A 16,948-nucleotide genomic window follows, 5' to 3' on the forward strand; every position below is an offset into this window, starting at 1 on the left:
TAACTTAAAAGGAGCTGTTTTGGAGTATCTATGACTGAATCAAGTAAACCTCAAGCACAATATCTTAAAGACTATAAAGCTCCTGATTTTTTAATTGACCACACAGAGCTAACCTTTGACTTACAGCCATTATCAACCAAAGTAAGCTCTTTGCTAACGCTTACTCGTGTTGGTGATAAAAAAGCACCTTTAGTGCTTGATGGTATTGATTTAAGCTTACTGTCTTTATCTATTGATACGGTTGATATAACTGATTATGAAATTATTGGCGAGCAGCTAATAATTAATAACCTACCGGATAGTTGCCAATTAAGTATTGTGACCGAGATATCGCCTGAGACGAATACTTCTTTAGAGGGTTTGTATTTATCTGGCGGTGCGTATTGTACACAGTGTGAAGCGCAGGGTTTTAGAAAGATCACCTATTACATGGATCGCCCTGATGTACTTGCCACGTTTGATGTAACTATTATTGCCGATAAAAAGTATCTACAACTTCTTTCTAATGGTAATCAAGTAGATAGTGGTGAAACACAAGATGGTCGTCATTTTGTGAAATGGCAAGACCCATTTAAAAAGCCGAGCTATTTATTTGCACTTGTAGCGGGCGATTTTGATGTTTTAAAAGATACGTACACGACTAAAAGCGGCAGAGATGTAGAATTAGCATTGTTTGTTGATAAAGGTAATTTATCTAAAACACCCCATGCTATTGCCTCACTCAAAAAGGCAATGCAGTGGGATGAAGAACGCTTTAATTTAGAGTATGACCTTGATATTTATATGATTGTAGCTGTCGATTTTTTCAACATGGGCGCGATGGAAAATAAAGGGCTAAACGTTTTTAACAGTAAATGCGTATTAGCTAATCAAGAAACAGCCACAGATAAAGACTACCATACGATTGAATCTATTGTAGGGCACGAATATTTTCATAACTGGACGGGCAATCGTGTAACGTGCCGAGATTGGTTTCAGTTATCGCTAAAAGAAGGGTTAACCGTATTTAGAGACCAAGAGTTTAGTAGTGATTTAGGTTCTCGTGCACTTAACCGAATTGATGCTGTTAAAGTAATGCGTACGCATCAGTTTAGCGAAGATGCAGGCCCTATGGCGCATCCAATTCGTCCTGAAAAAGTTATTGAAATGAATAACTTTTATACTGTAACAGTATACGATAAAGGTGCTGAAGTTATCCGTATGATGCACACGTTACTAGGTGAAACTAATTTTCAAAAAGGGATGACACTTTACTTTGAGCGCCACGATGGGCAAGCAGTAACATGTGATGACTTTGTCAGTGCAATGAGCGATGCATCAGGTGTAAATTTAGAGCAATTTAAGCTGTGGTATAGTCAATCGGGTACCCCGCGCTTAAATGCAATACAACATTTTGATAGCAGTTCAAATACGTATACATTAACAATAGAACAAGCAGCACCGGATAATCAGCCAGATAATAAACCGCTTCATATTCCATTTGCTATTGAATTACTTGATGCGAATGGGGAAAGTATAGCTCTGCAATATAAAGGTAAAAAGCTAGATCATGTACTTGATGTAACAAGTACGACTCAAACATTTAGCTTTGATAATATTTTAGAGAAGCCCGTTGCGGTTTTACTGGAAGATTTTTCTGCGCCTTGTATTTTAAATCAGCAAACAACAGAGCCCGAACTATTGCATATTATGCGTTTTGCACGCAGTGATTTTTCACGTTGGGATGCACAACAGCAGCTATTTATTAAAGCGATTAAATCTCAGATTACCGATACGACTAATAGCGAGTTAAGCAGCGAAATTATAAATGCGCTACGTGTACTTATAAACACAAAAGAGGGCGATTTAGCCTTAATTGCAGAGCTGTTTAAACTGCCAAGTTTTGATACATTAGCCGCTGAATTTGAAGTAATACTTGTTGATGAGATTATTGAAATAACAGAAAAGTTCGAGCAACAAATTGCTGACGAACTTGCTGATGAACTGCTTAGTTGTTACGAATCTCTTGAAGATGATGGCAGTATAAGTGCAAGCTCCGTTGCTAAGCGCGCTTTAAAACAAATATGCTTGCATTATTTGGCTAAAACTCAAAAGCCAGAGGCTGTAAGCTTTATTAAAGAAGCCGCAAGTTCTACTAATATGACCAATGTACTTGGTGCACTAAGCGCAGTGGTAAAAGCATCCCACCCTTTACAAGAAGAGCTTTTGAGTCATTTTGATAGTCAATGGCGCCATGATGTTTTAGTGATGGATAAGTGGTTTGCACTGCAAGCTATGCAATCAGGCAATAATGCTATAGACAATATTAAGGCACTTTACGAACATCCGTGTTTTGATTTTTCAAACCCGAATCGTGTACGTGCACTTGTAGGAAGCTTTAGTCACTTTAATACAGCACAATTTCATCGTTCAGACGCCCAAGGTTATACGTTGTTAGGTGACTTATTAATAAAACTTAATGCAATTAATCCACAAAATGCGTCTCGTATGTTAACACCGTTCATGTCATGGAAACGTTACGATGATGTTCGCTCTCAAGCAATGAAACTGCAATTACAACGCTTAGCTAATCTAGATGGGCTAAGTGCTGATTTGTATGAAAAGGTTGAAAAAGCGCTCGTATAAATGATTGAGTATTATTTTACCTTAAGATTGAGCTATAACGAGTGCATGGATTACTACCATGGCCGTTTTAGCTCTTTACAAGTTGTAGAAGATGGCGGGAAAACGGTACGTTTTTCTGCTAATCATTTAAGACCTTTTATTACCAGCCTAGGTATAAGAGGGCGTTTTAGAATATTATTAACCCCCGAAAATAAATTCATTCGTATTGAGCGCGTGGCTTAGCTCCCTGTTTTCATGTTATAAAAGCATAAAAATATTGTCTTTTTGTTAATTTCAATTTGTCCTATTGTAAAATAACGTGTATAAATTATCTGGTACGACGTCTTACCAATACGTAAGCGTCAACCAGAATAAGAAATATATGACAGATTGAATGCGACTATTTGTAATTTTACTGATTCGCTTCTATCGTTACGATGACACTAAAAACAATAACTTGATCACACAAAATGACCCGCGACAGGGGGGAACCAAAATGATAAGAAGATCGCTTTTTGTTAAAAATAAAATCGCTATAGGTTTAGCAGCCGCTAGTTTAGGTTTATCTGCAGCCAGTACTCAAGCTGTAACATTTGAAGCTGGGGGTTTTGATATTACCTTCGACTCAACCTTTTCATATGGGCAAAGCGTCCGTGTAGAAGACAGGGACTTTAACTTAATTGGTAAAAGTAATAATCCAGCTTTTGACTGGACAGGTTACAACCCTGCACTAAGTAACACTATTTACTCATCACAAGATGTATGGGCACAACCCGGCTCTTACTCAAACAATGGTGATGCGGGTAATTTAAATTTTGACAGTGGTGACTCATTCTCAAAACTATTGAAGGGAACACACGACCTTTCAATAAATAAAGATAATTATGGTTTGTTTACACGTTTTATGTACTTTTATGATTTTGCGTTGATGGATGGCGATCGCGCTTATTCAAACCCAACTTCTGGTGAAGGTGTTGACCCGTGTGACGATAAAGATACAAAAGAGCAAAGCTGTGCAGATATCCGTTTACTAGATGCATACGTTTGGGCTAATTTTGATTTAAACGACGGGAATAACCCATTATCAATTCGCTTAGGTCAGCAAGTAGTTAACTGGGGTGAAAGTACGCTTATATCTCATGGTATTAACGTAAACCCAGTTGATATTGACCGATTGAAAGCACCAGGCGCTGAGCTTAAAGAAGCATTTATACCTGTAGGTATGCTTTGGGCATCGCTTGGTATTACTGAAAATATTACGCTTGAAGGTTTCTACCAATATCAATGGCAAGAAACGCGTCTACCAGCAGCTGGCACGTATTTTTCTACTAATGACTTTGCTGCAGAAAATGGTTACCAACAAAATGTTCAGTTAGGCTTTACGTCTAATCCTGATATTGATGTTGCTTTTTTAACGGATAGTTTAAATAACCTAACATCTGATTTTGCATTAGCAGCAGCTGCTCAAGGTATTGATCCTTTAAGTGCTGAAGGAAGCGCTTTACTAGCCCAAATGTATCTTGCTTACCCAACTAAGGTTGCATTAAAAGGCAAAGGGGATAATGGTAAAACAGAACCTGAAGATGGCGGTCAGTACGGTCTTCGTTTAGGGGTGTTTTTACCTGAGTTTAATGATACTGAAATTGCGTTATACCATGTGAACTACCACAGTCGTCGTCCGCTTATCTCTGGTCGCGTATCAAACTTTTCAAACGAAGCAATTGCGCAAGATTTAGCGATGATTATGACGACAGAAATTACCTCTGATAATGTTGCTGATTTAACTGCCTTTTCTAAAGCTGAAAACGACTACCCAGAAGATATTAAACTATACGGTTTGAGCTTTAACACCACTATTGGTGAAACAGCTTTTGCGGGTGAATTTGCTTTTCGTCAAGACGAGCCTCTGCAAATTGATGATGTTGAGCTTTTGTATGCAGCGATGCCTGAGCAATTAGCGGTTGCTGGTATCCGCCCTGATTTTGCGGGTATTTCACAAATGAGTTTAGGCGACGACATCAGTGTTGTAGGACCTGGTCAAGTTGCTCAAGGGTATATTGAACGTAATACATCACAATTACAGTTTACTGCAACACATTTATTTGGCCCTTCATTAGGGGCTGATAGTTGGGCTGTTGTTGGTGAAGTGGGTGCTGTAAAAATTCATAACATGCCTGAATACGACGAGATGCGTTTAAACGTATCGGGTACTGGGCGAAGTGGCGTTATTACTGGGCCTGGCACAACTGATTACACTACATTGCAACTTGGTCTTTCAAATGGTGCAGAGCAAAAATCATTTGCTACTGCATCTTCTTGGGGATATCGCTTAATTGCTAAAGGTGATTATTATGACCTTTACGATGGTATTAATTTCTCTCCTCGTTTTGTATTTTCTCATGACGTAAATGGTAATACACCAGACCCTATGTTCTTATTTATTGAAGACCGTAAATCTTTAGGTGCGACCATGAACTTTAACTACCAAAATGCGTGGTCACTTGACGTGAGCTACAACTCGTTTTGGGGCGGCGGCGATATTAATACTTTCTCAGATCGCGATTACGTTTCTTTTAACTTAAAATATTCTATTTAGGGGTAACATTACTATGATTAAAAAACCTACCCTCATTGCTACTGCTTTTTGTAGCTTATTTGCAAGCAGTGCTGCTTTGGCAAAAATGAGCGCAGTTGAGGTAGCTCAATTAGGTCAAAACTTAACGCCATTAGGCGCAGAAAAAGCGGCGAATGCTGATGGCTCTATTCCAGCATGGAATAATGGCATTATATCTGCTCCAGCAGGCTATGAACCGGGTATGCATCACCTTGACCCATTTTCAACTGATAAAGTGCTATTCACTATTGATAAAAATAATATTGAAAAGTACAAAGCAAATTTAAGTCCGGGTCAAATTGCTTTATTTGAAGCATATCCAGATACATTTAAAATGCCAGTGTATGAAACACGTCGCTCTGCGTCTTATCCACAGTTTGTGTACGACGCAACTAAAAAGTTTGCACCAACAGCTGAACTAGTTGAAGACGGGAATGGGATCAAAAATACGGCAATTGGTATTCCTTTCCCTATTCCTAAAACGGGTTTAGAAGCTATTTGGAATCATTTGTTACGTTACCGTGGACAGTCTATTGAGCGTTTTGCCGGTCAAGCAGCGCCAACAGCATCGGGTTCTTATAACTATGTTGGCTTTGATGAGCAGTTATTGGTTAAATATTCAGATCCGAGTGCAACACCCGCAGAGCTGCAAGACTCAAACATTTTGTTTAAGTTTAAACAAAGTGTTACAGAGCCTGCACGCTTAGCAGGTACAGCACTGCTTGTTCATGAAACGATGGACCAAATATTAACGCCACGCCAAGCATGGACTTACAATTCGGGACAACGCCGCGTTCGTCGTGCACCTAATGTTGCATATGATGCACCAGGAACAGCAGCGGATAGCTTACGTACTACTGATGATTTTGACATGTTCAATGGCTCACCTAATCGTTACAACTGGACGTTGAAAGGTAAGCAAGAGTTATACATTCCTTATAACAGCTATAAGCTTCATAGTGATAAGTTAGAATACGATGACATTTTAATGCCTGGCCACATAAACCCAGAGCATACACGTTACGAAAAACACCGTGTTTGGGTTGTTGAAGCTAACTTAAAAGATGATACACGCCATATCTATAAAAAACGTGTGTTTTACATTGACGAAGATAGCTGGCAAGTACAGGTTACGGATATTTATGATAACCGCGACCAGCTTTATCGTGTAGCAATGGCTTATGGCCTTAACTACTACGAGGTACCTACACAATGGAGTACGCTTGAGGTTTACCATGATTTGAATTCTCGTCGTTATTTAGCAATTGGTTTAGATAACCAAGAAAAAATGTACGATTTTTCACAATCGTTTAACGATAACGAGTTTACGTCAAGCGCATTACGTCGCGCAGGTAGATAGTTAGAAGTTAGGCACTTAACGCATGTTAAGTGCCTTTTCCTTTCACATCGCGTTTGTCTTATACCAAATCGCGCAACGCTTTCCTCAGTATATAAAGACAAACAATTCTCTCGTTCAAGGCGATTAAAATTTATGAAGTATTTAGTATATGCCAGCCTGATCATAAGTGGTGCGAGTGTTGCTCAGGATGTCCCTGAAAATGCAATCAGTGCAATCAGTGCAATCAGTGCAATCAGTGCAATTAAAGCAGATAAAACCCTACTTACTGATATAACAAACACAGGTAACGGGCTAATTGCAGTAGGCAAGCATGGTACCGTTATTAAAAGTGACACTGGTAATAAATGGCAACAAGCTGAACTTGTACCAACTCAAGTGCTATTAACAGCTGTTGACTTTAGCGATGAAAATAATGGCTGGGCATGTGGACACGATGCCACCATTATCAATACTACCGATGGTGGTATTAATTGGCAGTTACAACAAGTTAAACCAGAACTAGATAAACCCTGCCTTGATATCCTATTTGAAGATGATTTAAAAGGTTTTGCAGTGGGGGCCTATGGCATGTTTTATCAAACCACCGACGGTGGTAAACATTGGCAAAAGCGCTTTTTAGATTCGTTACTGTTTAGTGATGACAGAGATTACTTAAACGATTTAAAAGAAAATGATCCCGAAGGGTACGAAGCAGAAACAGCTTCAATTTTACCGCACTTTAATCGAATCGAAAAAACAGATAACGGATTAATGCTCGTTGGTGAGATGGGTTTAATGGCCAGAAGCATTGATGATGGTCAAACTTGGCAAAGGATTGAGGAGATTTACCCAGGTTCATTCTTTGCAGTTGCATCAGATAGTACGCAAGAAATTGTAGCAGGGCTTCGCGGTAACGTGTTTGCAAAGAAAAATAATGAGCAAGAGTGGCTACATTTTGAAAATATTAAAACAGCGACAATTAACAACATCATTAATTACAATGATAAGCAATGGCTCATGCTCGCCAATAGTGGTGTTATTTTTCACATTCAAGATGGATTACTTACCCATGAGCAGTTAGCCGATGGTAAAGCAATTTTGGATGGCGTGATTTTAAATAACAAACTAATCATGGCGACAGAAGATGGCATTAAAGTGAAGGAGTTAACCCCTTAATGCATAAGTTACTCGATTTTATAGAAAAGGCGATTTTTAGACATCGCTTAATTATGCTTATAAGTTTTGCGCTTATAACCTGTTTACTCGTATTCAAAGCAACTCAAATTCAATTAGATGCATCGTTTAATAAAAACATTCCGTTAAATCACGACTATATGAAAGTATACACCAAGCACGAAAAACAATTTGGTGGTGCAAATAGTATTTTAATTTCAGTGTGTGATGACAGCGGCAATATATTTAATCCAGAGTTTTTCACTCAATTAAAAGCGGTTCACGATCAGCTTTATTTTATTCCTGGCGTAAATCGTCCATTAGTTAACTCTATATTTTCACCAAGTGCTCGTTTTGTTGAAGTAGTCGAGGATGGCTTTGCAGGCGGTCCAATTATTCCTGCTAACTTTAAAGCGGATACGCGTGGTTTAGGTGTTGTAAAAGAAAACATCGAAAAAGCAAAAGTGGTAGGACGTATGATTGCCAGCGATTACTCGTGTGCAATGGTAACGGCCCAGCTTTTAGAAACAGATCCACAAACACAACAAAAGTTAGACACATTAGCTTTTGCACAAAAGCTAGAAAGTGATTTAAGAGAACCTTTGAGTACAGATAAAGTAAGTATTCATATTATTGGTTTTGCAAAAATGGCAGGCGATATAGCTGAAGGTGCAAAAGGTGTGGTCGTATTTTTTGCCATTGCTATCGCCTTTACTTTCGTTATGGTTTGGCTATTTTGTGGCAGTTTGAAGTTAACCATTTTACCTATTGCCTGTTCTATTATTGCTGTTATTTGGCAATTAGGCCTGCTTTCAAGTTTAGGATTTGGTCTTGATCCGATGTCTATTTTGGTGCCGTTTTTAGTATTTGCTATTGGTGTAAGTCATGGTGTGCAGATGATCAATGCGATTGGTAAAAAAGTAGGTGAAGGAAAAAGTACCCGTATCTGTTGTCAGTCAAGTTTTAGGGCTCTATTAATACCCGGTGGTATTGCACTACTTTCAGACACCGTTGGCTTTTTAACATTACTTACCATTGATATTGGTATTATCCGTGAACTTGCTATTACAGCGAGTTTAGGTGTAGCCGTCATTATATTTACTAATTTAATATTATTGCCGGTCTGGGCTTCGTACATGAATTTTGAAAACAGTGTACATATTCAATCTGGTGACGCTACAAAGCCTAACATGCTTGATAAAATCCGCGACTTACTTGTAAAAGCAACAGACCCTAAAGTAGCTAAAATGATTATTGGTTTTACCCTTGTTTTATTTGCTCTAGGTTACTGGCAAGCAGATAAAATGCGTATAGGCGACTTACACGCAGGCGCACCGTCTCTGCATCAAGATGCGCGTTATAACCAAGATACATTTTTAATATCAGACAAGTACACTATTTCGTCAGATATCTTAAAAGTAATAGTAGAGGCATATCCTGCAGCATGTACTGAACATGATGTTATGGAGCGCATAAGCCGTTTTCAATATAAAGTAGAAAATGTGACCGGTGTGCAGTCTGCTGTTAGTTTGAGCTCTGTAGCTCAATCGGTTAACGCAGGGTACAACGAAGGCAATCTGAAATGGCAGAGTTTGCCACGAAATTCAGCGAGCTTAGTACAATCAACATCTCGAGTTGAAACAAGTACAGGTTTACTTAACGGTAACTGCTCCGTTATGCCTGTGATAATATTTTTAGATGATCACAAAGCACAAACTATCGATACTGTGATTAAAAGTGTTAAGCAATTTGCTAAAGAAGAGGGCACTGATGAATTAGCATTTAAATTAGCGTCTGGGCCTGTTGGTGTAATGGCAGCGACTAATGAGTCAGTTGCAGAGGCGCAAATACCAATGATGCTTTACGTTTATGGTGCCGTTATTATTTTATGCCTAATGAGCTTTAGAAGCGTAAAAGCAACAATAGCCGTAGTATTGCCGCTTTATATTGTATCAACACTTGCACAAGCGCTTATGGTTCAACTAGAAATAGGCTTAACGGTGTCTACACTACCTGTAATTGCGCTAGGTGTTGGTATTGGGGTCGATTACGGCATTTATATACTGTCGTCGATGATGGGGCAGCTTAAGCAAAACGTACCACTGAGTATTGCTTATCGTAATGCACTTGTTGAGCGTGGTAGTGCTGTATTGTTTACGGGGATTACATTAGCTATTGGTGTGAGTACGTGGATATTCTCAGATCTTAAATTCCAAGTTGATATGGGTATATTGCTAACCTTCATGTTTTTAGTAAATATGTTGGGTGCAGTGTTGTTATTACCGGCGATTGGTAGCCTTCTCTGGACTGACCAGAAAAAATAATGTGAATAATTTTGCTCCTAAATGGCCTGTAAAGGCCATTTATATCTACAATTTGTGAATAGATGACCAAATAACTGAAATGCTTAAAATGTTTTCATCGAAAAGGCTGTTTATTAGCTGCAAAAGGGTTAGAATTTGATTGACTCCACGCTAATGAATAGCTGTACAAATTTCTGCTCCTGAGCAGTAATAGATTAAGGAACATACAATGACACGAAATGAAGGCCAAGCCTCGGTTATCCTAGATAATGTCTGTAAGCTGATCCAGAAAAAAGTTCGCGCTGATAATGTGTTACTCGTTGAGAAATTCGCCAAAGCCTTGTACAGCAACATGTCTAAAGAGGATTTGGCAAATCGCAACGATAGTGACCTATATGGCGCAGCATTAAGCCTTTGGAACTCGCTAGAAAAAAATACTACCGACGACGCTGTTATCCGCGTTTTCAATCCTGAAGTGGCAAAAGATGGCTGGCAGTCATCGCATACAATTGTAGAAATTATTACTAAAGACATGCCGTTTTTAGTTGATTCTGTTCGTATGGCCATGACTCGTGAAAATATCGCCTCTCACTTATTACTTCACTGCCCATTAAAAATTAAGCGCGATACAAACGCTAAAATTTCTGGATTATCAAATTTAAAAGCAGAGCAAGAATCTTCATCTACTAAAACAGTGTTCTTTATTGAAATCGACCGTCAGACAGATTCTTCTGTGATTGAGTCTTTCAAAAAAGAATTAGAGTCTGTGCTTGTTGATGTATCTGTTGCTGTTGATGATTGGCAACCAATCCGTAAAAAATTGATTGCAGTGACTAAAGAGTTACCTAAACGTCATCATAATAAAAGTAAAGATGAAGTTTCAGAAACAACTGAGTTTTTAGATTGGTTAGCTAAAGATAATTTTACCCTAATGGGTTACCGTGAATATGAGTTAAGCCCAGTTCAAGGTGATTACCAACTAAAAGGTAAAATGGATACAAGCCTAGGCTTGATGAAAAACTCGACTGAAGAACACACTCGCTTATTATCAGAATTACCTGAAGTTGCACGTCAAGAAGCTCGTAGCAGCAACCTACTGATTTTAACAAAAACTAACTCTGTTTCTCGTGTTCATCGTCCAGCTTACATCGATTATGTAGGCATTAAGCGTTTTGACGATGAAGGCAATGTAATTGGTGAAGACCGCTTTATCGGTTTATTCTCATCAAGCTTTTACAATAACAGTGCTACTGATGTACCTGTGTTAAAAAGTAAAATTAATCGCATTATGGAAATGTGTGATTTTGCTAAAGGTACTCACGCTTACAAAGCTGTTTTAAATATTTTAGAAACCTACCCACGTGATGAGCTAGTTCAAGCGCGCGAAGGTGAGCTACTTGAAGTTGCTATGGGTGTGTTACAAGTACAAGAGCGCGATATGTGCCGCTTGTTTGTACGTAAAGATGCGTATGGTCGCTTTTTATCTTGCATGGTTTATGTACCTCGCGAGCGTTATAACACGGCTCTTCGTCGTGAAACGCAAGATATATTAGCTAATGCATTTAATTCTGACGATAAAGTCGAATTTACTACTTATTTCTCTGAGTCAACACTGGCGCGTACTCATTACACCGTTCGTGTGACCGACAACAAGATCGAATATAACGTGAAAGACATCGAAAACAATTTAGTAGAAGCTGCACGTACGTGGGAAGATAAACTTCAATCTGCACTTTTAGAGTCTGCGGGTGAAGCACGTGGTAACGATTTAAATCGTAAATACTGTAATGCGTTTGCACGCTCATACAAAGACGAAGTGCTTCCAAGTGCTGCGGTTGTTGATATTGAAAAGTTAGAACTACTTAGCGATGAAAACAAGCTAGAAATGCTGTTTTACCGTCCTCAAGAAGAAGCAAACAGTAATATTGTACGATTAAGCTTATTCCATAAAGATGAGCCAATTCACTTATCTGATGTTATGCCAATGCTTGAAAACTTTGGTCTGCGCGTTGTTGGTGAAACACCATATTCAGTTAAAACTAGCGATGGTCGTATAAACTGGATCATGGACTTCTCTATGCTTATTGACAGCAAAGGGATGGCAGACTTTGATAAAATTTCAGCACGTTTTCGCGCTGCATTAACAAATGTGTGGGGCAACCGCCTTGAAAATGATGGTTTTAACCGTTTAGTGTTAATGGGTGGCCTAACTGGCCGCGAAGCCTCTATTTTACGTGCTTACGCTAAGTACATGCGTCAAATTGGTGTAACGTTCTCACAAAGTTACATTGAAAGCACATTTGCAAATTATCCAAACATTGCAGCGCAAATTGTTAATTTATTTGCTAAAAAGTTCTCAGTTAAGAGCCCAGCAAGTGCTAAAACACTTGAAAAGTTAAGTACGCAAATTTACTTAGAACTTGAAAATGTAGCAAACCTTGATGATGACCGCATTATACGTTTATACGTAGATATGATTGTTGCGACGCTACGTACCAACTATTTCCAAAAAGATGATGCAGGTCAGTTTAAATCTTATGTTTCGTTTAAAATACAGCCTAGTTTAATTCCTGATGTACCACTTCCACTTCCTGCGTTTGAAATTTTTGTTTATTCTCCGCGCGTTGAAGGTGTGCATTTACGTTACGGTAAAGTAGCGCGTGGTGGTCTGCGTTGGTCTGACCGTCGTGAAGACTTCCGTACTGAAGTACTTGGCTTAGTTAAAGCGCAACAAGTTAAAAATACAGTAATTGTACCTGTTGGCTCTAAAGGTGGTTTTGTATGTAAACAATTACCTAGTGAGCGCGAAGCGTTTATAAAAGAAGGCCAAGAGTGTTACAAAATTTTTATCCGTGGTCTTCTAGATATTACAGATAACATAGAGCGCGGTGAAGTAGTGCCAGCTCGAGATGTTGTTCGCCACGATGAAGATGATGCATACCTGGTGGTTGCAGCCGACAAAGGTACAGCTACGTTCTCTGATATCGCAAACGGCATAGCTAATGAATACAATTTCTGGCTAGGCGATGCATTCGCATCAGGTGGCTCGGTTGGTTACGATCATAAGAAAATGGGTATTACAGCTAAAGGCGCATGGGAGTCAGTTAAACGACATTTCCGTGAAATGGATATCGATTGTCAAACGACTGACTTTACAGTGGTAGCTATAGGCGATATGGCTGGTGATGTATTTGGTAATGGTATGTTGTTATCTAAGCATATTCGCTTACAAGTAGCCTTTAACCATATGCACATTTTTGTTGATCCAAACCCAGATGCTGCTACTTCTTACCCTGAGCGCGAACGTTTATTCAATATGCCGCGTTCATCGTGGGATGATTATAACAAAGAGTTAATTTCTGCCGGTGGTGGTGTTTTCTCTCGTGCAGCTAAATCAATTACGCTTAGCCCAGAAATGAAAAAAATGTTGGGCACTAAAAAAGCGAGTATGACGCCAAACGAATTAATAAAAGCATCGTTAATGATGGAGTTTGATTTACTGTGGAATGGCGGTATCGGAACGTATATCAAAAACTCTAAAGAAACTGATGCAGATGTAGGGGATCGTGCAAACGATGCGTTACGTATTAATGGTAGAGATTTAGGCGCTAAAATTTTAGGTGAGGGGGGTAACTTAGGTACTACTCAACTTGGCAGAATTGAATTTGCAGCTAAAGGCGGGCGCGTAAACACGGACTTTATTGATAATGTTGGTGGTGTTGCGTGTTCAGATAACGAAGTAAATATAAAGATTTTACTTAATGGCCTAGTAGCTGAAGGTGACCTAACACGTAAACAACGTGATGAGCTACTTTACTCAATGACAGATGAAGTTTCTGAATTAGTATTAAAAGACTGTTACCGTCAAACACATACTATTTCAATTACGCAGTCTAAAGGAACTTCAACGCTCAAAGAAAAGATTCGCTTTATTCATGCGCTTGAAAAAGAAGGCAAGTTAAACCGTGCTATCGAATTTATTCCAAGTGATGAAGAATTGGCAGAACGCGCCGCTGCAGGTAAAGACTTAACTCGTCCTGAGCTTTCAGTGCTAGTGTCTTACGCAAAAATGGTATTAAAAGAGTCTTTAGTAAGTGATGAAATTACTGAAAACCCTTACTATCGCCAATTGCTTGTTAAGTCATTCCCACGTCCTCTACGTGAGAAGTTTAACGATGCGATGAACAACCACCCACTTCGTAAAGAAATTATTGCAACTAAACTTGCTAACAGTATCGTTAACGATATGGGTTTAAACTTCATGGTACGTATGCATGAAGAAACTGGTGCTAATGAAGCTGAGATAGCAATGTGTTACTCAATTGCTAGCGAAATATTTGAAATGCGTGAAACATGGTCTTCTATTAGTGCACTTGATAATAAAATACCAGCAGCAGTTCAAACTGAAATGCTTTACCAACTTCGTCGTACTGTGCGCCGAGCAACGCGTTGGTTCTTACGTCATCGTAATAAGTCACAAACGATTGAACAAGGAATTGAATTCTTTGCGCCAACCTTTAAAGATTTAAGCGATAACTTAAATACGTATATGATTGAAAAAGAAAATGATCGTATTGTAATTGAGGCCAATAAGTTAATTGACGCGGGCGTTCCAACAGATATAGCTAATCGTATTGTTTCTTTATCAAGCTTATTCTCTGTGATGGATTTAGCAGAAGTTGCGAATAGTTCAGGTAAGAGTATTTCGATGGTGTCCAATACTTACTTTAAACTAGGTGCAAGAATGGGTCTGCATTGGTTCTTAGAGCAAATAACTAAGCAACCAGTAGCAAATCATTGGCAAGCACTTGCTCGCTCGTCTTATCGAGAAGAGCTTGATTGGCAGCAACGTACGTTATCTGAAGTTGTATTAAATAGCTTTGAAGGTGATGAGAGCGATGTTGATAGTCAAATAGACGAGTGGATGGATAGCCAAGATTTATTACTTCAACGCTGGAAACAAATGCTGGCTGAGTTTAAAACATCACAAAGCCACGACTTTGCTAAGTTCTCGGTTGCACTTCGTGAACTTATGTTGTTAAGCCACAATTGTGATACGTCAGGAAAATAATTTAGCTTTAATCAGTTAATTGTTTAGTAAATAAATAACTGATTGTTAAAATTGTTATACAATACCTCAGCCTTGTCTGAGGTATTTTTTTGTCTAAAATTTAAAAAGAGGATTATATTGATGTTTTATGATTTAGCTCGCCGTTTTATGTTTACCCGTGATGCGGAGTGGGCGCATGAGTTTGCACTTAATAATCTTCGTCGTTTTACCAATACACCTTTAAATTTAGCTTGGTCGCAAAATATTTCTGATAAGCCAGTCGATTTTTTGGGTCTGAAATTTAAAAACCCTGTAGGGCTAGCAGCTGGCCTTGATAAAAATGCGGAATGTATTGATGCATTCAGCCAAATGGGCTTTGGTTTTATTGAAGTTGGCACTATTACGCCGCGTGCTCAAGCTGGTAATGATAAACCTCGTATTTTTAGGTTGCCAGAATCAAACGCTATTATTAACCGTATGGGTTTTAATAATAAAGGCGTTGATAACTTAGTTGCAAATGTAAAAGCAGCAAAATACAGCGGCATACTCGGTATTAATATTGGTAAAAATAAAGATACGCCAAATGAACAAGGTAAAGATGACTATATTCATTGTATGCGTAAAGTATTTGAACATGCCTCATATATTACGGTAAATATTTCATCACCAAATACACCTGGCTTGCGTGATTTGCAATATGGCGCTGCACTTGATGATTTACTGCAAAGTCTTAAAAACGAACAGTTAGATTTAGTTGCAAAGCACAATAAACAAGTGCCTATGCTTGTAAAAATTGCACCGGATCTAGATCAAATTCAAATAGAGCAAGTAAGTGAGTCACTTTTAAATAATAAAATCGATGGTGTAATTGCCACCAACACCACGCTTGAGCGAGCTGCAGTTATGGGCCAGCTATATGCAGAAGAAGCCGGCGGCTTATCAGGTCACCCAGTTAGAATGCGTTCTACAGAGGTGGTGAGTGAATTGAAACGCTTAACACAAGGTAAGTTACCAATCATCGGAGTAGGCGGAATAGATGATGCGCAATCTGCAAAAGAAAAGTTCGATGCAGGCGCAAATTTAGTCCAGGTTTATACTGGGTTCATCTACAAAGGTCCACAATTGGTAAAGTCGATCGTCAACGGCTTATAAGGATCAGTTATCTAAGCTTTTGATCGTTCGATAAATGTTCTAAGCAAGCATTTTAAAAGTGGTCAAAAGCGGTTATACTGTGAGCAATAATTATTCAACATACCCAAGGAGGAGTAAATGTTACAAGCATCAAAGCAATGGCAGTGGATTACTTGTCCTAATAAAAATCGTTTGTTACTTGATTTAAATGACGACATGCAATTATGTACGCCCTATAAGTTAAGACAACTCACCGATTCTGTTTTTAAAAATCCACGTTTTAGTCTCGAAGATGCTGCATTTTATGAACAAGTTTATAACTATTTAGATGGGTTTGAATTGTGGTCTGCTGCTCAAATTTGTCAAATATCGCTAAATGCAACCGCTGTTAAGTATCACTTAAAACCCGTTTTATCAAAAAGCTGGTTTTTTGAAGAGTACACTGGAACAGAGCCTAGTGTAGAAGCAATAGTTAAATTAATATCTAAAGCGCAGACTGGCGATTTTTTAATTGTAGAGCATTGCCCTGATGCATCTATTTGCTTAAATTTAAGCGAAACCTTTAAATTAGACGAAAATTTATCTTTAGCACAATTTGAAGTAATCCGTATTTTGAATAATCGAGTTCACCCCATCCTAAATCAGCAATATCAAAGTCAAACCGCCTAACCAAATTTAAGTTTTTAAGCGTGTCTTTATGGCGTGTTTGTCGCCCAACCTATGTTATAATCCTG

9 protein-coding genes are annotated in these 16,948 nt (G+C 38.6%); all 9 read left to right on the top strand.

Features of this window, described 5'->3' with window-relative positions; genetic code table 11:
* Nucleotides 1-30 precede the first annotated feature (30 nt).
* The 9 genes from pepN to GQR53_RS06160 all read left to right on the top strand — a co-directional run bounded on the left by pepN (nt 31) and on the right by GQR53_RS06160 (nt 16,883).
* On the top strand, nt 31-2,625 hold the full coding sequence (gene pepN / locus GQR53_RS06120) for an aminopeptidase N (RefSeq protein ID WP_165743179.1): 2,595 nt from the start codon (nt 31-33) through the stop codon (nt 2,623-2,625).
* The gene (locus GQR53_RS06125) at nt 2,626-2,847 is read left to right on the top strand and encodes a DUF2835 family protein (protein WP_033011738.1); all 222 of its coding nucleotides are present in this window, start codon (nt 2,626-2,628) and stop codon (nt 2,845-2,847) included. It abuts the gene before it with no gap.
* A 253-nt stretch (nt 2,848-3,100) separates the two neighbouring features.
* Nucleotides 3,101-5,200 carry a DUF1302 domain-containing protein gene (locus GQR53_RS06130; RefSeq protein ID WP_165743181.1) on the top strand — a complete coding sequence of 700 codons (2,100 nt, stop codon included), beginning with the start codon at nt 3,101-3,103 and terminating at the stop codon, nt 5,198-5,200.
* Nucleotides 5,201-5,213: 13 nt separating this feature from the next.
* Nucleotides 5,214-6,578: a DUF1329 domain-containing protein gene (locus tag GQR53_RS06135; protein ID WP_165743183.1), complete on the top strand. Its 1,365-nt coding sequence runs from the start codon at nt 5,214-5,216 to the stop codon at nt 6,576-6,578.
* Between the two features lie 132 nt (nt 6,579-6,710).
* Complete coding sequence (locus tag GQR53_RS06140; protein ID WP_165743184.1) at nt 6,711-7,733, top strand: YCF48-related protein; 1,023 nt, start codon at nt 6,711-6,713, stop codon at nt 7,731-7,733.
* Nucleotides 7,733-10,054 (top strand): MMPL family transporter, encoded by a 2,322-nt coding sequence (locus GQR53_RS06145; protein ID WP_165743187.1) that lies wholly within the window; start codon nt 7,733-7,735, stop codon nt 10,052-10,054. The genes GQR53_RS06140 and GQR53_RS06145 overlap by 1 nt, the downstream gene beginning before the upstream one ends.
* Before the next feature lie 208 nt (nt 10,055-10,262).
* Entirely contained in the window at nt 10,263-15,104 is a 4,842-nt protein-coding gene (locus GQR53_RS06150) for an NAD-glutamate dehydrogenase (RefSeq protein ID WP_165743189.1), read from the top strand.
* A 120-nt stretch (nt 15,105-15,224) separates the two neighbouring features.
* Nucleotides 15,225-16,235, top strand: a complete 1,011-nt coding sequence (gene pyrD, locus GQR53_RS06155; RefSeq protein ID WP_165743190.1) for a quinone-dependent dihydroorotate dehydrogenase — start codon at nt 15,225-15,227, stop codon at nt 16,233-16,235.
* 117 nt (nt 16,236-16,352) lie between these two features.
* Nucleotides 16,353-16,883 carry a cell division protein ZapC gene (locus tag GQR53_RS06160; RefSeq protein ID WP_002961896.1) on the top strand — a complete coding sequence of 177 codons (531 nt, stop codon included), beginning with the start codon at nt 16,353-16,355 and terminating at the stop codon, nt 16,881-16,883.
* Nucleotides 16,884-16,948 lie beyond the last annotated feature (65 nt).

Source organism: Pseudoalteromonas sp. Z9A6 (genome assembly GCF_011378805.1).
GTDB classification, from domain to species: Bacteria; Pseudomonadota; Gammaproteobacteria; order Enterobacterales; family Alteromonadaceae; genus Pseudoalteromonas; species Pseudoalteromonas distincta.

Excerpts from the sequence above, each read along its gene's own strand:
- pepN (WP_165743179.1), top strand. The coding sequence starts at position 31 with ATGACTGAATCAAGTAAACCTCAAGCACAATATCTTAAAGACTATAAA.
- GQR53_RS06125 (WP_033011738.1), top strand. The coding sequence starts at position 2,626 with ATGATTGAGTATTATTTTACCTTAAGATTGAGCTATAACGAGTGCATG.
- GQR53_RS06130 (WP_165743181.1), top strand. The coding sequence starts at position 3,101 with ATGATAAGAAGATCGCTTTTTGTTAAAAATAAAATCGCTATAGGTTTA.
- GQR53_RS06135 (WP_165743183.1), top strand. The coding sequence starts at position 5,214 with ATGATTAAAAAACCTACCCTCATTGCTACTGCTTTTTGTAGCTTATTT.
- GQR53_RS06140 (WP_165743184.1), top strand. The coding sequence starts at position 6,711 with ATGAAGTATTTAGTATATGCCAGCCTGATCATAAGTGGTGCGAGTGTT.
- GQR53_RS06145 (WP_165743187.1), top strand. The coding sequence starts at position 7,733 with ATGCATAAGTTACTCGATTTTATAGAAAAGGCGATTTTTAGACATCGC.
- GQR53_RS06150 (WP_165743189.1), top strand. The coding sequence starts at position 10,263 with ATGACACGAAATGAAGGCCAAGCCTCGGTTATCCTAGATAATGTCTGT.
- pyrD (WP_165743190.1), top strand. The coding sequence starts at position 15,225 with ATGTTTTATGATTTAGCTCGCCGTTTTATGTTTACCCGTGATGCGGAG.
- GQR53_RS06160 (WP_002961896.1), top strand. The coding sequence starts at position 16,353 with ATGTTACAAGCATCAAAGCAATGGCAGTGGATTACTTGTCCTAATAAA.